16 protein-coding genes are annotated in these 18922 nt (G+C 39.5%); 5 read left to right on the forward strand and 11 right to left on the reverse strand.

Annotation, left to right across the window (positions count from 1 at the left end; genetic code table 11):
• Window positions 1-21: 21 nt before the first annotated feature.
• The 9 genes from KZZ04_RS05335 to dnaK form a co-directional block, all read right to left on the reverse strand.
• On the reverse strand, window positions 22-1440 hold the full coding sequence (locus KZZ04_RS05335; protein WP_219422065.1) for a coniferyl aldehyde dehydrogenase: 1419 nt from the start codon (window positions 1438-1440) through the stop codon (window positions 22-24).
• Between the two features lie 138 nt (window positions 1441-1578).
• The gene (locus KZZ04_RS05340) at window positions 1579-3045 is read right to left on the reverse strand and encodes a DASS family sodium-coupled anion symporter (RefSeq protein ID WP_219422066.1); all 1467 of its coding nucleotides are present in this window, start codon (window positions 3043-3045) and stop codon (window positions 1579-1581) included.
• A gap of 206 nt (window positions 3046-3251) precedes the next feature.
• Window positions 3252-3515 carry a hypothetical protein gene (locus KZZ04_RS05345; RefSeq protein WP_219422067.1) on the reverse strand — a complete coding sequence of 88 codons (264 nt, stop codon included), beginning with the start codon at window positions 3513-3515 and terminating at the stop codon, window positions 3252-3254.
• Between the two features lie 151 nt (window positions 3516-3666).
• Window positions 3667-3918 carry a hypothetical protein gene (locus KZZ04_RS05350; RefSeq protein ID WP_058404085.1) on the reverse strand — a complete coding sequence of 84 codons (252 nt, stop codon included), beginning with the start codon at window positions 3916-3918 and terminating at the stop codon, window positions 3667-3669.
• A 111-nt stretch (window positions 3919-4029) separates the two neighbouring features.
• Window positions 4030-4407 (reverse strand): response regulator, encoded by a 378-nt coding sequence (locus KZZ04_RS05355; protein ID WP_058404084.1) that lies wholly within the window; start codon window positions 4405-4407, stop codon window positions 4030-4032.
• 56 nt (window positions 4408-4463) lie between these two features.
• Complete coding sequence (locus KZZ04_RS05360; protein WP_219422068.1) at window positions 4464-4868, reverse strand: DUF1761 domain-containing protein; 405 nt, start codon at window positions 4866-4868, stop codon at window positions 4464-4466.
• 104 nt (window positions 4869-4972) lie between these two features.
• Window positions 4973-5434 (reverse strand): Cys-tRNA(Pro) deacylase, encoded by a 462-nt coding sequence (gene ybaK, locus KZZ04_RS05365; protein ID WP_219422069.1) that lies wholly within the window; start codon window positions 5432-5434, stop codon window positions 4973-4975.
• An 88-nt stretch (window positions 5435-5522) separates the two neighbouring features.
• On the reverse strand, window positions 5523-6662 hold the full coding sequence (gene dnaJ / locus KZZ04_RS05370; RefSeq protein WP_058404082.1) for a molecular chaperone DnaJ: 1140 nt from the start codon (window positions 6660-6662) through the stop codon (window positions 5523-5525).
• A 201-nt stretch (window positions 6663-6863) separates the two neighbouring features.
• Window positions 6864-8780: a molecular chaperone DnaK gene (gene dnaK, locus KZZ04_RS05375; protein WP_058404081.1), complete on the reverse strand. Its 1917-nt coding sequence runs from the start codon at window positions 8778-8780 to the stop codon at window positions 6864-6866.
• 241 nt (window positions 8781-9021) lie between these two features.
• Here dnaK and KZZ04_RS05380 point away from each other — a divergent pair, with 241 nt between their 5' ends.
• The 4 genes from KZZ04_RS05380 (at window position 9022) to KZZ04_RS05395 (ending at window position 13750) form a co-directional block, all read left to right on the forward strand.
• Window positions 9022-9837 carry a thioesterase family protein gene (locus KZZ04_RS05380; protein WP_219422070.1) on the forward strand — a complete coding sequence of 272 codons (816 nt, stop codon included), beginning with the start codon at window positions 9022-9024 and terminating at the stop codon, window positions 9835-9837.
• Window positions 9838-10323: 486 nt separating this feature from the next.
• Window positions 10324-11490 carry a paraquat-inducible protein A gene (locus KZZ04_RS05385; RefSeq protein WP_257903562.1) on the forward strand — a complete coding sequence of 389 codons (1167 nt, stop codon included), beginning with the start codon at window positions 10324-10326 and terminating at the stop codon, window positions 11488-11490.
• The gene (gene pqiB / locus KZZ04_RS05390; protein ID WP_138530364.1) at window positions 11487-13142 is read left to right on the forward strand and encodes an intermembrane transport protein PqiB; all 1656 of its coding nucleotides are present in this window, start codon (window positions 11487-11489) and stop codon (window positions 13140-13142) included. Before KZZ04_RS05385 ends, pqiB begins: the two co-directional genes overlap by 4 nt.
• Window positions 13142-13750, forward strand: a complete 609-nt coding sequence (locus tag KZZ04_RS05395; RefSeq protein ID WP_058404078.1) for a membrane integrity-associated transporter subunit PqiC — start codon at window positions 13142-13144, stop codon at window positions 13748-13750. Before pqiB ends, KZZ04_RS05395 begins: the two co-directional genes overlap by 1 nt.
• Here KZZ04_RS05395 and KZZ04_RS05400 read toward each other — a convergent pair.
• The gene (locus KZZ04_RS05400; protein ID WP_368735885.1) at window positions 13747-14244 is read right to left on the reverse strand and encodes a GNAT family N-acetyltransferase; all 498 of its coding nucleotides are present in this window, start codon (window positions 14242-14244) and stop codon (window positions 13747-13749) included. The two genes, KZZ04_RS05395 and KZZ04_RS05400, sit on opposite strands and share 4 nt — an antisense overlap.
• A 303-nt stretch (window positions 14245-14547) precedes the next feature.
• On the opposite strand from KZZ04_RS05400, the gene KZZ04_RS05405 reads away from it, so the two are divergent.
• Window positions 14548-15930, forward strand: coding sequence for a Na+/H+ antiporter NhaC family protein (locus KZZ04_RS05405; RefSeq protein ID WP_219422072.1), 1383 nt, complete (start codon window positions 14548-14550; stop codon window positions 15928-15930).
• 82 nt (window positions 15931-16012) lie between these two features.
• On the opposite strand, the gene KZZ04_RS05410 is transcribed toward KZZ04_RS05405, so the two are convergent.
• Window positions 16013-18898 (reverse strand): insulinase family protein, encoded by a 2886-nt coding sequence (locus KZZ04_RS05410; RefSeq protein ID WP_219422073.1) that lies wholly within the window; start codon window positions 18896-18898, stop codon window positions 16013-16015.
• Window positions 18899-18922: the final 24 nt, after the last annotated feature.

The raw sequence follows: 18922 nt of genomic DNA on the forward strand, positions 1-18922 counted from the left end.
GTTCAGCTTTTTTAATTTGTATTACTTAATATATAGCCACTTTAATAGTTTAGTTAGCAGTTTGCTTTGCTTGAGTAACAACCCTATACGGGGGTTAAAAGAACCAGAAACCAGTGTATTTTTAGCGTGGCTAAACGTTAAAAACCCTTCTTTACCATGATAGTGCCCCATACCTGAGTGACCTACGCCACCAAATGGCGCGTCGTCAGCGGTTACTTGCACCAGAGTATCGTTAACGGCAACGGTGCCACTGAGCGTTTGTTTAATAATGTACTCTTGCGCTTGTTTATCTTGACCTAAAATATAAAGAGCAAGTGGGTTAGAATGCTGTTTAATATAATCAAGAACTTCTTCTAACTTCCCATAACTCTTAATTGGCAATATAGGCCCAAATAATTCGTCTTGCATAAGTTGCATTTCATCAGTCACGTTTGTGACTAAATGCAGACCCATACGATGCTTATCTGCATCTTGTTGATTTTGCTCAAGTGGCTTAATGACATTTGCCCCAAGTGCTTGTGCTTGTACCAAATATTCGGATAAACGCGCATAATGCGAATCACTAATAATAGAGGTTAAATTTTTACCTTCAACACCTTGCTTAAAATGCTTTTTATAAAGCTCACATAGCTGTTTAATGAGCTGGCTTTCTAAGGTTTTAGGCACAAATACATAGTCTGGTGCAACACAAATTTGCCCGGCATTCGCCATTTTTCCAAATAAAAGTGCGTGCGCAGCCTTTTTAACATCAGCTTGCTCGGTAATAATAACTGGTGACTTGCCGCCAAGCTCTAAAGTAACGGGGGTTAAGTTTTTACTGGCGGCTTTCATTACTAATTTGCCAACCCCTGTAGAGCCGGTAAATAATAAGTGTGCAAAAGGGAGGGACGAAAATTCGCTTGCAACGTCACTACCACCTTGGACCACACATACGTGCAGGCTCATTTTATTATCAAAAAGCTTTTCTAAAACAGCATTGGTATGAGGAGTAAATTCACTCAGCTTCAACATAACCTTATTACCCGCAGCAATTGCGGTGATCACTGGCACAACTGCAAGTTGAATTGGATAATTCCACGGTGCGATAACGCCTACAACGCCTTTTGGCTGATAGGTAACACTTACTTTTGAAGGCCATAGGCTAAGCCCCACAGAACGTTTACTAGGCTTTGACCACTTAGGTAGCTTTTTAATAATGTGCGAAAGCCCTTGCACGGTAGGTAAAATATCCCCCAGTAAGGTATCAAACGCAGTACGGTAACCAAAGTCTTTAGATACCGCACTGATAAGTTCTTCTTCAAACTCTACAATGCGCGAACGTAATTTTTTTAAAACGGCTAATCGAGAATGAACTGTAGGATAAGGGTTATCTAAAAACGCATTTTGCAAACTATTAAACTGCGTTGATAAAGAAGCTGTTTGTGCTGTGTCTGTCGTCAAAATAGGTTACTCGATTTTTAAAGTTATTGTCGACTATAACCTTGTTCTGTTTTTCGAGCAATAACACTAATTTACCTATTACAACAACATACATACTGATTAAGAGTCGCTTTGCTTGAGGTGCAAAGGGACTCCATTTTAAAAATTAAATACTGTTTTTGCGAGCGTTATTGTTACAAGTGTAATTAACACGATAGCGACTAGGTTAAGTGCAAAGCCTGCTTTGATCATATCGCGAATTTTAATTTTCCCCGAGCCAAACACAATGGCATTTGGTGGTGTTGCAACAGGCATCATAAACGCACAACTGCATGCTATAGCAGCAGGAATAACCCATACTAAGGGCGAACCAAAAACACTTTCAGCAACAGGGCCTAATAACGGCAAAAAGCCAGCTGCCGTGGCTGTGTTACTCGTTATTTCAGTTAAAAAAGTAATGAGCGCAACAACCACAAGAATTCCCATAACTAACGGAATAGCACTCGCACCTTCTATCATCTGTGCAATGTATTGCGCTAAACCAGAAGATTTAATTTGTGATGCTAATGATAAGCCCCCACCAAAAAGTAATAACACACCCCAAGGAACTTTAGACGCACTCGCCCAATCTAAAATACGCTCGTCACTGCCCTTTTTAGCTGGCAAAACAAATAACATCAAGGCTGCTGCAATCGAAATAGCTGTATCTGAAATGCCAAGACCCGATAAGTCAGCTAATAGCGGTCTAAAAATCCAACAGAGCGCTGCGAGTGAAAATACTAAAAACACCCCTTTTTCTGCGCGTTGCAACGATCCGAGTGTTGCAAGCTCATCAACAAACATGGTTTTACTGTCTAGTATGTTTTCTGCATTTTTATCAACTTGATAGCTAAATTTAGTAAGCCATATCCAGCACACCAACAACATGACAATTGCTAAAGGTACACCTACCATCATCCACTGCCCAAAGCCAATTTCAATTTGGTAACTTTCAGATAAGTAAGCTGCCATAAGGGCATTAGGCGGTGTTCCTATTAACGTAGCAATACCACCAATGCTGGCACCATAGGCAATTGATAACAGTAATGCTTTTGCAAATTCATCTTCACTAGAATCAGAATTACTCACTAAATGAATAATTGATAACGCGATGGGCAACATCATCACCGTTGTTGCTGTGTTTGACATCCACATAGATAAAAATGCTGTTACTAGCATCATGGCTAATATTTGTAAGCTAGGCTTTTTACCCGCATAGAGCATAGTGGTTAACGCAATTCGTTTATGTAGCCCCCAACGCTCCATAGCTATTGATATTAAAAAACCACCCAAAAATAAAAATATGAGTGGATGTGCATAAGGTGCAGCTGTAATTTTGATAGGAGCAATACCTACAAGTGGCGTTATGACGAGCGGCAACAATGAAGTCGCAGGAATAGGCACAACCTCAGTTACCCACCAAGAGGCCATCCAAAACGCTAAACCGGCTGTTTTAAAGGCTGTATTAGACAGGCCGCTTGGCGGCTCTAATAAACAGGTTAACAGCATGACAATGGGGCCAAGCCATAACCATAAGTTTCGCATAATTGAATATGTTTGATTAATATTGTTTAGATTGCTTAACATTACTGCGCCAAAAGCTTTTTAACAGACGATACAGTAAATAAGATGGTGAGGACTTGTCAAATGGATATACATCACCCAACACAATAAATATAAAGTAAAAGATTTAAAGCGTTTAGTGAGAGTGAAAAGATTTAAGGAATAAAAAAATCAAAAAGGGGATTTAAAGAAACGCCGTAAACAAAAGGCCTACGGCGAACATATCAAAATTAACTAGTCACTAATGCTGATCTATTTTTTAGGTACTTATATAAACCAATTAATGAGGCTGCGATCCAAAATATTTCTATTACAAAGCTTGCCAAATTAAAGTTATAACAGAGGCTAATTAATAATAAAATCGCTCCTGTTAAGTTCATCATGTTGTATGTCAGGCTGGTTGGTGTTGTTTTACCTAACTGAAGTAAAAAAAACGACCCTACAACTAAAAAAGTACCTGTCATACCGATGATGTCAAATAAGAGTGCTATCACGAAACTATCCTTTATCCATTTTTTAAATAACCCAAAAAACTGGCCCAATCCATGGGGAGGGTATATTTTCATTCATTGAAACAGCAAAACCGGGCAATCATAACAACAAAGTAGATTCAAACAAGGGCATATGTCCGCTTATGTTTTTAGCTTATTTAAATGTAACTTTACCACCAATCATTTTGTAGGCAGGTGCACCGCGAATTAATGCGGGCCTTGCAAAAGCCCGCTCACAACTTGGGCAAATACAAGGGGTTTTTGTGAAGTCTTGAGATATACGTTCTTTAAAACATTTAACAAGTGCTCCTTTGCCTCCCTTTCGGTATTTAAAAAGCTGCGTTTTGCATGAAGAGCAAAAAATATCAACGGTTTTTGTAGGGCCTTTTTTGTTTGGTTGTGCCAAAACACCTCCGTAATTGAACGATTATATTTTAGGTATAATACGGTAAGTTTAATTTAGTCGTCCTTGAATTAAAACAGATGTAATTGCTAGGGCGTACCTAAGTTGTTTTGTTTATGGCTTATGGGCTGCGGCTAAAACACGGTCTAAGTGGTCACTCAGCACTTTAAGACTAAAAGGTTTAACAATAATGCCTGATACTTTAGCTGCTATTACATTTTTTATAGCTTTAGAGTTATCTTCGCATGTCACCATTAAGACAGGAATTGAGGTAAGCTGTTCGTCATTTCTTATTCTATTTAGTAAATCTTTGCCATCCATTTTTGGCATATATAAATCTGTGATAACTAAATCAAACGGCTGCTTTTTTAATAATGTAAGTGCTTGAATACCATCTGTTGCTTCAACTAAATCAAGGTATTTTAAATTTCTAAGCATGTTAATTAATACATGTCGCATCAGTGGCATATCATCAACAACGAGTATTTTCATATTATTTAGTTGCCTGAATAGATAAAAAGATAAACAATTTTGTATTTATAAATTAATTATGGCCAACCACCTATAATTAATCCCATTAACGAAAATTGGCTTACATAATAACCACTGTTTATAAAAAAAAGTTTCAATGGACGCTGCTCATAAATATAACTTAAACCCAAAGAGCTGCTCACCCAAAATAACCCAATAGAAAATCCAGTAACCACGCTTAAACCTATATCTGAATCGTTTCCTAAAAATATCGATAATAAAAACGCAGATACAAACGAGAACAAAAACGTACCCACAAATGCTTTATTTTTGCTAGCGCCTTGAAAGTCTAACTCTGTTAGTCCACAACTTTCTAACCACGCTTGTCTAAATAACATATTTGAATACCAAACATTACTTAGCGTAAACGATGAAAGCGCGGCTACTAGTATTGAAATGAAATTAATATCCGAGAAATTCATACTGCACTGAAGTTTCCTGAATCCTAACGTCTTTTTAATGTAGTTAATATTAACTAAAGCAGCAAATACTAAAATGTAACCGACACTTAAATAACTACAAACAATTAAAACAATGCAAACGTGGCTTGTGTTAATTCAACTATATCGTCTATGGCTAACTTTAACTCCAACCCACGCTTACCCGCACTTACATATACAATATCGAACTCTCTGGCACTATTATGTATGTAGGTTTGAAGGCGTTTTTTTTGACCAAGCGGGCTTACACCTCCAAGTATATAACCGGTACTTGCATTTACTTTTTGAGGCGCAGCCAAGGCCACTTTTTTTGTCTTTACTACTTTAGCAAGCAGCTTAAGATTAACTTGTTTAGATACGGGGGTTATAGCCACTATTAACTGGCTTTCATGTGTTTCTAGTACCAGTGTTTTAAATACCTGCTCGCTATTTAAATTAAGTTTTTCAACCGCTTCTAAACCATAGTGACCATTCTTTGCATCGTGCTCATAGCTCAGTATTTCGAACTTTATTTTTTGTTTTTCTAGTAGTGCGATTGCAGGCGTCATTTCGTTTTCACTTTTCACTGAGGAGTTAGCAAATTTAAAGCAAAAAAAACGGCGCTGTAAAGCACCGTTTTTAAAACAATAATCATGTTTACTTAGTTAAGTCATCAAAAAACTTTTTAACACCATCAAAAAAGCCTTGCTCTTTAGGACGGTTTTTTGAGCTATCTGCGCCCATGCTTTCTTCTAACTCTTTAAGCAACTCGCGTTGGCGCTCGTTTAGATTGACAGGTGTTTCAATAACCACCTTACAAATTAAATCGCCTTGCGCACCGCTACGAACAGACTTAACACCTTTGCCACGCATACGGAACATTTTGCCCGTTTGTGTCTCTGACGGTATTTTAAGTTTTGCACGACCATCAAGGGTCGGTACTTGAATCTCACCGCCTAAGCCTGATGTGGTAAAGCTGATAGGGACTTCGCAATATAAATTATTACCTTCACGTACAAAAATCTCGTGTTCTCTCACTGACACTTGTACGTATAAATCACCTGCTGGTGCGCCATGCACACCAGCTTCACCTTCACCGGATAAACGAATACGGTCGCCCGTATCAACGCCTGCTGGTATTTTAACCGACAATGTTTTAGTTTTTTCAACACGCCCTTGACCATGACATTTGTTACAAGGGTCTGAGATAATTTGACCTTGCCCCTGACACGTAGGACACGTTTGCTGAACGGCAAAGAAACCTTGACGCATTTGAACTTGGCCAGCACCATGACAGGTTGTACACGTTTTAGGTTTAGAACCTGCTTTTGCACCACTACCATCACAAGGATCACAGCTTACCCATGTAGGTACTTTAATTTCTACTTCTTTTCCACGAACCGCTTCTTCAAGCGTTAAGTCCATGTTGTAACGTAAATCAGATCCGCGTTGTTGACGAGATTGACGTCGACCACCGCCGCCACCAAAAATATCACCAAACACATCGCCAAATACATCACCAAAGTCACCATGGCCGCCGCCAAAGCCGCCATGACCACCGCCACCACCTTGTTCAAAGGCTGCGTGACCATATTGGTCGTACATCTGACGTTTTTGGTCATCAGTTAGTATTTCGTACGCTTCTTTAACTTCTTTAAACTTGGTCTCAAGCTCTTTATCGCCTGCGGTACGATCTGGATGATATTTCATCGCTAAGCGTTTATACGCTTTTTTTATGTCTCGCTCACTCGCATCTTTGCTTACGCCGAGGACTTCGTAATAATCGCGTTTTGACATATCTATCACACTACTCTTTCTATTTTGCAGCGTAAGCTGCGGGATAAACCGATAAATCTCATCGATTTATCATTGAATTATGAACCTTAAATACATGCAAAAGGCGCGACAAGCTATTGCTCGCGCGCCTCATTTGTTCATCCTAACCTAAACACCTAACCGAGTTAAGTGTTTTTGGTTAGCTAGAAGCGTCAGCAACAATTACTTGTCGTCTTTTACTTCTTCAAACTCTGCATCAACAACGTCATCATCTTGCTTAGCTGATTGTTGTTGCTCACCCGCATCTGCTTGGCCTTGCTGCGCTTTAGCTTGGGCAATTTCCATTAGCTTTTGAGACTTTTCTGCAAGTGCTTGCGTTTTAGCTTCAATTTCTTCTTTATTGTCGCTCTTAATTGCAGCTTCTAAGTCTACAACTGCAGCTTCAATAGCTTCTTTATCTTCGTTTGGTAGAGCATCACCCGCTTCTTCAACTTGCTTACGTGTACCGTGAACCATTGCATCAGCTTGGTTACGAACAGCTACAAGCTCTTCAAACTTTTTGTCTTCTTCAGCGTGTGCTTCTGCATCGCGAACCATTTTTTCAACTTCTTCATCGCTTAAACCAGAAGACGCTTGAATCGTGATTTTTTGCTCTTTACCTGTATCTTTATCTTTAGCAGATACATGTAAGATACCATCCGCATCAACATCAAATGTTACTTCAATCTGTGGTGTACCACGTTGTGCTGGGCGAATACCTTCTAGGTTAAATTGACCTAGAGATTTGTTGTCGCTTGAACGTTTACGCTCACCTTGTAACACATGAATGGTTACCGCAGACTGGTTATCTTCTGCTGTTGAGAAAGTTTGCGATTTCTTAGTAGGAATCGTCGTGTTCTTCTCAATAAGTGCTGTCATTACAGAACCCATTGTTTCAATACCTAGAGACAAGGGAGAAACGTCTAGTAGAAGTACGTCTTTAACATCACCTGCTAGTACACCACCTTGAATTGCCGCGCCTACAGCGACAGCTTCATCAGGGTTAACGTCTTTACGTGGCTCTTTACCAAAGAAGTCAGCAACTGTCTTTTGTACTAAAGGCATACGTGTTTGGCCACCAACAAGGATAATGTCGTTGATGTCGCCTACTGATAAATCAGAATCAGCAAGTGCACGTTTAAGCGGCTCTAAAGATTTAGTTACTAAATCTTCAACAAGTGACTCAAGCTTAGCGCGAGTTAGTTTCACGTTCATGTGCTTAGGACCTGTTGCATCAGCAGTTACGTACGGAAGGTTAACTTCTGTAGATTGTGCAGATGACAGTTCAATTTTAGCTTTTTCAGCAGCTTCTTTAACACGTTGCATTGCAAGTGGATCTGTTTTTAGATCTAAGCCTTGGTCTTTCTTAAATTCTGCTACTAAGTAGTTGATTACGCGGTTATCAAAATCTTCACCACCTAAGTGAGTATCACCATTTGTAGCTAGTACTTCAAATGTGTGCTCGCCTTCAACTTCATCAATTTCAATGATTGATAAATCGAAAGTACCACCACCTAAATCGTATACAGCTACAATGTTTTCGCCTTTGTTTTTGTCCATGCCGTAAGCAAGAGCAGCAGCTGTTGGCTCATTGATGATACGTTTAACTTCAAGACCCGCAATACGTCCAGCATCTTTAGTCGCTTGACGTTGTGAATCATTAAAGTATGCAGGTACTGTGATTACAGCTTCAGTTACGGCTTCACCTAGGAAGTCTTCAGCTGTTTTTTTCATTTTTTTAAGTACTTCAGCAGAGATTTGTGGTGCAGCGCGTTTTTCGCCGCCAGCTTCTACCCACGCATCGCCGTTATCAGCTTTAATGATTTTAAACGGCATAATACCGATATCGCGTTGTACTTCTTCGTCTTCAAAACGACGACCAATTAAACGCTTAATTGCAAATAATGTGTTTGTAGGGTTAGTAACCGCTTGACGCTTAGCAGATTGACCTACTAATGTTTCACCGTCTTGCGTGTAAGCAATAATAGACGGGGTTGTGCGATCGCCTTCCGCGTTTTCAATAACACGTGCTTTGTCACCATCAAGTACTGCAACACAAGAGTTTGTAGTACCTAAATCGATTCCGATAATTTTACCCATGAAACTTCTCCAACTTCAAAATTCGTTAATACGTTCGATGACTAGTTAATAGGGATGCCATAAAACTAATTCAACTGTAAAAATGAAAAAAAATTCATTTTTTATGATTTATTTACAAAATAACCCCAATAATTGTAAGGAATGATGATTTTTAGAGCGTTTGACACGCCTTTAATTACTGGCCTGACCAGTTTGGTTGTGTTATAAATTTATTAAATTGCACTTTTAAAGGATATTTCCCATGCACTTTGAACAACTACTTGAGCAAGCCGCTAAAATAGGTCAATCAGATAAAATCGAACAATCAACGCTTACCATGCAATTTCCTGAAAATTGGTGTCAAGGAAGAACCGCTTTTGGTGGTTTATCAGCTGCATTGTTATATCAAGCTATTAGAGGCCAAGTGAGTAATGACCGCCGCCTTCTTTCATTGAGTACCAATTTTGTGGGGCCTTTATTGGCCGATACCCCTTTTTCACTGTACGTTGAAATATTACGTGAGGGTAAAAACAGCACACAAGTACTCGCTAAAGCTATTCAAAATGAGCAAGTAGCCGTCATTGTTCAGGCTTGCTTTGCTAAAAATAGAGAGTCAGCTATTGATGTTCCTGTTTCAAAGACCTTAGGTTTAAGCCCCGTTAACGAGCGCCATACGTTACCCTTTATAAAAGGCCAAATGCCTGAATTTTTTCAACACGTGGATTTATGCCCGCAACAAGGCGCAATGCCTTTTACAGGGGCAGACACATCACATTTAGGTGGATGGATGCGACTTAAACACACACCCGACACCATTACAGAGGCGCATATCATTGCATTAACCGATGCATGGCCGCCCACGTTATTACAAATGTTTAAGCAACCCGGGCCTGCAAGTAGTATGTCGTGGTATTTAGAGTTTGTTCAATCCCCCAATTTAACGCCTGGCGAGTGGCTTGGTTTTGAAGCGATCACGCATCACTCTAAAGATGGGTATGGTTTAGAAGATGGGTGTATTTGGTCACAATCAGGTGAGCTTATTGCCCTTACACGCCAAACGGTTGCCGTTTTTGATTAGGGTATATTGATCTTTGCGGATTAAAATGTGTTCAAACTAGGGGCTATTTAATCGCGGCGCGAGGTTTGTAACCCAGTGGGCTCGGTAATTGCTCTTGTCTTATTCTTCTGGCTTACATCTATGCAGGCAGCAAAGCGGAAATAGCCCCTAGGAAGCCCACCTTGGGCAGCGCCTGTTGGTATTAATACTGCGTTATCGCCAATTTATGGTGAATAACCACACTACATAGGCTCTGCCTTGCCTGAACACCAAACAGGCTGGTGCAACAAACTTAATCTTGAAAGGCCAACAAACCCATATATAAAAAAGTAATCCAATCAGATACTTTATTGCTTGGCCTGTATACAAAAGTTAATTGTTCGCGTTGTATTACAGCCCCAAATATTGCAAAATCAAGTAAATGCCTTGTTGGTTGGTACTAATTTGCAAACTGTTTGCCCCTGCTGCGACCTGATCATCGATATACCAAGAGTTATTGCTAAGCAAATGGCGATATGCCCGCATTGTCATCATAAATTGTGCGAAGCAAACGTAAACCACGATAATCGCATAGTGGCCTTGAGTTTTAGTGCCCTACTCATGCTATTAAGCAGTATGTTTTACCCTTTTTTATCCTTTAGTAGTAATGGCATAACCCAAACGATTACCCTACCCGATGCAGCCCGAATATTGTTCAATTACGATAGTGAATTATTGGGGCTTTTTATTGATTTAAGCATTATTGCGTTGCCAATGAGTTTATTAATTATTTTGATCCCGCTTCACTTAGGTATTTTAAAAACATTGCCACAGGGTATTGCTCGTCGGTTACTTAAGTTTACTTTGGCAATTGAGCCATGGATTATGTCTGAGATATTTTTAATTGGTGTGTTAGTCAGCATGGTTAAAATTATGTCTTTAGCTGATATAAGCTTTGGCGCAAGTTTTTGGGCCTACGCTGGCTTTGTTTTTTTATATATTGCCGCTTTAGTGCACTTAAATCGCCCAAGGCTATGGGCACAAATTAAACCCGAAAAGAAGTTAGAGGGTGTTGAACACGCTAAGCGTGCAATCGACGAAAATATTAAGGCCTGCCATGTGTGCCATCAGCTTTGTACCAGTAACATATGCCAGCGATGCCACACTAAAACACATGTACGTAACCCTCATAGCGTTCAAAAAGCAACCGCTTGGCTCATTACTTCTATTGTTTGCTATATACCAGCAAACGTATTGCCTATTATGAATACCACGAGCTTGGGTGATGAAACCCCATCGACACTCATTGGTGGGGTTATTTTACTCTGGAAAAGTGGTTCTTACCCTATTGCGGGTATTATTTTTTTTGCGAGTGTTGTTGTTCCTCTAGCCAAAGCATGTGTACTAAGCTTTTTGTGTATTATGGTAACAAAACCCGCAAACAGACATACTAAAAGCTATACTAGAATTTACCAACTCACTGAGTTTATTGGTAAATGGTCAATGATAGACGTTTTTGTTGTCGCCATTTTAGTAGCGCTAGTGCAGCTGGGTAATTTAATGTCAGTGACACCAGGTTTAGGCATAGCATTTTTCACCGTTATGGTAATATGCCAAATGATGGCTGCTCACTCATTTGATCCACGCCTGTTATGGGATTCACCTAAAAATAAATCATCAGAGACCAAAACATGACCGAAACCGCCCAAGTAACAGATGAACCAAAAATCTCTGCTATCTGGATTATTCCAGCCATAGCGCTTTTTGTCGGTGTGTGGATGCTTTATCAATATCAAGCAAATAAAGGCCCCACTATATATATAGAAATGCCGCAAGCCGAGGGTATTATTGCGGGTAAAACAGAGATAAAAGTGCGCAGTGTAAAAATAGGGCAAATTGACAGCGTACGTTTATCCGACTCTCAAGACAGTGTTATTGCACGGGCTCAAATAGATAAAAACTATGATGACCTACTCACCGACGACGCTAAAATATGGGTAGTAAAGCCACGTATTGATGAAACCGGTATAAGTGGAATGAGCACCTTATTATCTGGAGTTTACTTAGAGTTTGCACCTGGTGAAAGTGAAAACCTAAAAGAACATTTCATCCTCCAAGAAGAGCCTGCGCTCATTGGCAAAGACGTGCAAGGCGGTCGCTTCCAACTACTTAGCTATAACGCAGAGGTACTTGATGTTAGCACCGGGATATTTTTTAAAAATTATAAAATTGGCCAAATAGAGACTGCTACATTTGATTGGGAAAACCAAGCAATGAAATACGGTATCTTTATAAAAGCGCCGTACCAAAACTTAATTACCAACAATTCGATTTTTTGGGTCAACGCCGGTATAGAAATTGATTTATCTGCCGATGGCATAAATATTAATACGGGTTCTTTGAGTAAGCTTTTAAAAGGGGGGATTTCAGTTGGCTTACCCGATAACCAAACACCGGGTGAAATAGCTAACGATGGCCACAACTTTTCACTCAGTCAAAGCTATAAAGAAGCACTCGAAGAACGCTTTTACGACTTTGACTATTACATAATAGATTTTGAACAATCTATTAGAGGACTCAGACCCGGCGCCCCGGTTGAATACCGAGGGATCCGTATTGGTACAGTGGTTGAAGCCCCTGCAAACATAATTGTTAATGGCAAACCAGCCCACTTTAAAAGTGCAAATACATCAGTGCCTGTGCTGATAAAAATAGAATATGGACGTATTTATCACCATAGCGCAACCGCTAAAGACTTTTGGAAAGATAGCTTAAAGGGCTGGATAGACATTGGTATGCGCGCCTCTTTAAAGCCCGGTAATTTACTAACCGGTGCAGTTTATGTTGATTTTGACATGTACCCCGACGCACCAGAAGCTGGCTTTGAAAAACTGGGCCAGTACACCGTTTTTCCTAGTGTATCAAGTGGGATTACCGTTCTTGCCGACCAAGTTTCGGATGTATTAAACAAAGTAAATAATTTAAAAGTTGAAGAAAGCTTAGCGCAAATACAAGTTGCCTTTGCCGACTACCAGTCTCTTGCTAATGAAATACGCACGCTATTAAATGAAAAAGATACTCAAAACTTACCTGGTGATATAAATCGCAACTTTGCAAAAATGACTAAAAGCATGGAGCAGTTTGAAGTGACTATGCGTCAATTTGACAAAACCATGGCAAGTTATCAAGCTGGGTCTGAATTTCACCACCAATTGCAACAAACACTGCGTGAATTTAAGCGCTTAAGTGAAGAAATACAACCTTTGACACGTGGTTTAAATGAGCAACCAAACATGCTGATTTTTGACAAAGCGCTGCCCGCAGATCCAATACCAAGGAAGCAATAATGAAAACGCTATTACTAATAACAAGTGTGCTTTTAGTATTGTCGGGCTGTAGTTCAGCAATACAAACCACAACGCAGTACTACCAATTTGAACAGCCTATTGAATCATCGTCTCGCAATGTTAGTGAAACCAGCGCACAGCTGAGAGTACAAACTGTGGTATTAAGAGGCGCGTTAAATAATTTAGGCATAGCGATGAAAATTGATAATAATCAAATTCATGCTGCAAACTATCATTTATGGGGCGAGTCTCCTGACGTTATGCTTACTGCCACTGCCCAGCAAACTTTATTCAAAAATATGCCAAATTGGATGGTGATTAAGGGGCTGCCCGTAATAACTGAATTAGATCAGCAAACGTTTTACGAGCTGGAATACGAAATTCACCATTTTAATGGTGATATGCAAGGTAATGCAGATATATCTGGCCTTTGGCGCTTATATTATACTCACCCAGAAACCGGCCGCCGCTTGATTAGTGTGCATAATTTCTCTAGCGTGCTCCCCATAAAAGATGACGGCTACGATAGTTTAGTTGCCACGCTTGAACAAACCTGGCTAAACATAAACTTAGATGTGGCTAAAGCGATAGAGCAAGCACAGCTTTAATAACCATATATATCAATGGCGGTTTTATCATCACTAATAACCGCCTTGCCCACTTTTTTAAAACCTAATTTTAGCAATACACTTTTCGAAGCTTTATTATTTTCCGAAGCAATAGCACTTACTCGATCAATACCCAGTGTGTGCCTATTTTGTAAAAGCGTTTTCGCCGCTTCAAAAATATAACCATTTTTTTCATGATGCGCTAACAAGGCAAAACCTACATCTGGCAATTGCAACACTGTCCGTTTGTAAAAACCCACTATTCCTACCACTTCACCACTGTGTAACGTAATAATATAAGGGCCAAACCCTTGGTGTTTATGCGTGGCTATAAATGATTGTTCAATATAATTTTTGGCATCACTAAGTGTATAAATTGCTTTATCGCCAATATACTTTTTAAAATTAACTTGATTCACTAAAGTGAGTAATATTGCTGCATCGTGCTGGTTTGCATAGCGAAGAAATAAGCGTTTGCTTTTATATACGGTCACCACGTTTTATCCTTTAAAAAGTTACTTTGCACGTAAATTTTATTGACTGAAATACAAAACCAGATTATTTTCGCACCGATGTTTTTACAGGCACAACAATAGCGGTATGCATTCCTTGCTCCGTCTGGCGCCAAAGCCAACGCGTGTTATTTAAACCTTTAATTTAACATAACCGTTTAAATACTCCTCTCGCGTACAAAAGCAGTGACTTGGAAAATGATTTAACAACAAACTATCATCTTCTTTGTTTTTGTATAAGCAATTTAAATTTTTAAATATGCTTTTAATTTTGTGAACACTTAAATGCTCGAACCTTCTGCGTTAAGTTTACTGCCACCGGCGGTGGTGGTTGTGTTGGCTGTTGTTTTACGCCGCCCTATTTTATCTTTACTTATTGGTGCTTTAGTTGGGTTAGTAATAGCCGACCCGGCTCAGGTACTTGCTAACTTTGCCAGCACATCGCTCAAAGTCATGACCGACGAAACCATAGGTTGGTTAATACTCGTATGCGGTGGCTTTGGTGCTTTAATAGCCTTATTAGTGCGTACTGGCGGTGCGTCAGCGTTTGGAAAATTGGCACTAAAATACACTAAAGGTAAACGCTCATCTTTATTTATGACATTTTGCTTAGGTGTAGTTATTTTTATTGATGATTACTTAAATGCGCTTACCGTTGGCGAAACCATGAAACGCATTACCGATAAGTTTAAAGTGAGCCGAGAAATGCTTGCCTATGTAGTCGACTCAACTGCAGCACCGATTTGTGTACTTGTCCCTTTATCTACTTGGGCAGTATTTTTTGGCGGACTATTAGTAGATAACGGCATTGCCGAAGAAGGCAAAGGCATTGCTGTATATATTCAAGCAATTCCTTATATGTTTTATGCTTGGTTTGCAGTATTGGTGGTTTTGTTAGTGGTATTAGGTGTTATACCTGCTATTGGGCCCATGACAAAAGCCGAAAAAATAGCACAAATAGAGCAAGCCAGTGTTGATCCTGCGCAATTTAGTGATGTTCAAACAGCCGACGAATACGCAGTAAAAGCAGTAGAAGAAAACTTTGAAGATGCCGATCCTCAAGGGAAATTACATAACTTTTTACTGCCGATAATTTTACTTGTAGCCTTTACCGTTTACTTTGAAATAGATGTATATAAAGGCTTACTGGCAACCATGGCGGTCACTTTGCCTTTTTATGCACTACAAAAATTAATGAGCGTTAGCGAAATGATTGAACGTATGCTTGATGGCTTTAAGAGTATGATACCGGCTATTGGCACTGTAATTGCCGCCTTTATTTTTAAAGATGTGTGCGATTTAATAGGCTTACCGCAATTTGTTATAGGCAGTTTAAGCCCTTACATGACGGCGCAATACTTACCAGCAGTGGTATTTATCGCGATGGCAGTGTTAGCGTTTGCTACAGGCTCTAGCTGGGGTATTTTTGCAGTGTCTATCCCTATCGTTATGCCACTGGCAACGGCGGTTGATGCAAATATTCCATTAGTAATTGGCGCGTTATTATCGGCCTCATCATTTGGTAGCCAAGCGTGTTTTTATTCAGACTCTACTGTACTTGCAGCCCAAGGCTCTGGCTGTAACTTAATGAGCCATGCAGTAACGCAATTGCCGTACACATTAATAGCGGCTTCATTGGCGGTTATTGGCTTTATTGTTATGGCATAAATACTTATAGGTAGAATGAAATAAATAAAACCCCCAATGTAGCAATACATTGGGGGTTTATTTTTTGATCTATTTATCAATCTTATTTTTGTAACTTAATACCATTGTAATAAGCATCAAGCGTAGTGATTTTGGTTTGATTAGGTAAATCAGCAAAGTCACTTTCAATAAACTTAGTACCGCGCAGCTGCACGTTTAAGCGCGCTGCTTGTGGGTTTAGCATGGTTTGCTTGTAGTACTGTTTTATATCTGCAAGCGTTACTTTTTCTACTTCATCAATTAGCTTTTGTTTGGAGTCAAAATTAAAGTTTTCTCGGTACCAATCGCTGATCAAAGGACCCATTTCATCGTTTAAGTTTTTAGGTTGCTCTTTAAGTGACACCAAAGTCGCATTTTTAAGCTGTAAAAATGTATCAGTGCTCATGTTATCAAGCTCTACCGCGTACTCTTTTTTGAACTGGTCGAAGCGAGCTTGAATTTCCTTAGGGCCTTTTACAGGCGTTTGAATAAACAAACCAACCGCTGAATAATCTTCAATTGGACTTGCAATAGCACCTACTGCATAAGCTAGTTGCTCTTCCGTACGCATTTTGTCAAATGCGATCGTTCTAAAGTGATCACGTAATACAGCAGCTTGAGCTTTTTGTTTATAACCCGGTATTGGGTGAACGGTCATATCAACCACAGCAACATCGGCTACATCTATATCCTTTTGTAATACTAACGTTTCACCCGGTTGTGGCAACCACGCTTTACTACGAGCAAACTCGCTCACCGTATGATTTTTAGGTAAAACAGCTGTGAGTTCACCTGCTATTGACTCTATATCTTGCTGGTTATAATTACCGTAGCTAAATACGCGTAAATCATTGTTAGAGAATGTGGCTTGTTGTAACGTTGTTAAGTCAGCAACACGCAATGATTTTGCAGTTTTAATTAATTCATCGGTATCAAAACTACCCGTGCGTGTTAACTTAGAGTAAGCACCAAAGGCTTGAGCATAAGGAAATTGCTTTTGTTGATTCAACAAGTCACGAGTGTAGCGGTCAATAGCTTGCTCGAATGCTTGCGAAGTAGCCTCAACGTTTAATCCACTCAATGCTTGTTTAAGCAATACATCTTGCTTATCAGTGAATCCATTAAGTGATAATACAAGCCCATTACTTGGTGCAAGCCTTACGCCCATACCCGCGACCGCAGCTTCAGTACTTAATTGGCTTTGCTGAATGTTATATAAATCTGCCCACACAGAATAGAGTACTTCAGCACTGATATCGCTCAGACCTTGTTGCGTATTTATGTATACCTCAACTAACCCTTTCGGTTGTTCGGCAAATTTCTGGCTAGCTTGACGCCATACTTTTATGCCTTGTTTATCGTAAACAAGCTCTGGGTGTTTTTGTTCTTTAAATTCAGCCGTTTTAATTGCAAAACTTTCAGGTAATAAGTTGTTCACACTAGGGAGCGCTAATTTAAACTCACTTGGCTTCTTCCAGCTTGCTATTTCATCAGCGCTAATGTCGTTTATGCGATATTTACCGTCGTAAAAATATAACTGAGAGTCTGTTTCCTCTTGCTGTGAAATGTACCAAATACGCAGCGAATCTGCATTAAGCTGGTTTAGCACATTGTTAACAGCGTCGGCATCAAATTTTGCATAGTGGTAAGGTGCGTTAATCGTGTGATTAAGTGGGTAAACCTGCATGCTACCCGTAAGAGCACTTACATAGTTAAACTCGTCACCCTTTTCTAAAAATTTAAATTGGTTATTGAGCGACGTACGTATTTCGTTAAAGTACTTGCTATCGACCCCTTCCTTTTTAATTAAATCAATATATTGCATAACAACTGCAACAATTGCTTCGCGGTTTTGCATACCTGAATCAGTAAGCTCTATATCAACCGTCAACGCACCATAGTTTGCATACTGTGTTGGTGAAGCTGATGCCGATAGCTGTGAAACCCAGCCCTTATCTCTGAGTATTTGCGCAGGGCTACCCGGCATTTCATTACTAAGTAAGTATGAAACAAAGCGGTTTGGTTTTACGGCAAACTCATCGCTGTTGTTGGTAATAGTAAAATCAAGCTTTAACTGTTTTACATCTTCATTTGGCGAGTAAAATACGCGTTTACCACCGGCTTTATCAAAATCAAGTTCGGCCGTAACAGTTGGTTTTTCAATATTTTTATTTTTTATATCAGCAAAGTACTTTTGCGCTTTTATTTCCATATCTGCAATTGGCAAATTAGAAATAAGCGCCACCTTCATAATATTCGACGAGTAATATTTATTGTAAAAGTCGACAGTTTCTTGATGAAGCGAGCTGCCTTCTTTGTCGCCTAGTGTTTCTAGGTTACCAATTAAAAAACGATTAGCTGGATGCTCACTCATCATCTTACGTGCTAATTTAAATTGGCCAAAAAAGTCCATTTCACGTCGCATTGACCACTCAGCATTTACTGCGTTTTTTTCTTTTTCTGTATATTCTGGGTATAACTTAGGGGCTTTAAAAAAGTCAGAAAAACGGTCAAGCCCTTCATCAAAGGCATCGTTATTTATTTTGAACATATAGTTTGTAATTTCAAGCCATGTATAGGCGTTATGCGCCCCACCATTTTTGGTCATGAAATCTGAATACCCTTTTGTATCAGGGTATCTCTCTGTACCTAAAAAAAGCATATGCTCTAAATAATGCGCCATACCTTGTTGAGACATAGGGTCATGCAGTAAACCCACACCAACACTTAACGATGCTGCTGACTTCTCGGCACTTGGATCAGAAACCAAAATAACCTCAATTTCGTTAGCAAGCTTTAGTGTTTTATATTCTCTATTATCATTTGGGCTTACCACTAAGGTGTCTGACAATAATGATGCTTTTGGCGAGGTTGCTACCGATGAAGGTGTATTCGAACAACCGCTGAGAACAGCGATTGCAATGGCACTTAGACAAATAATTTTTTTCATTTTATTTCCATTAAAGGCATGATG

This window comes from Pseudoalteromonas sp. CR1, assembly GCF_019392235.1.
In the GTDB taxonomy this organism is placed as follows: domain Bacteria; phylum Pseudomonadota; class Gammaproteobacteria; order Enterobacterales; family Alteromonadaceae; genus Pseudoalteromonas.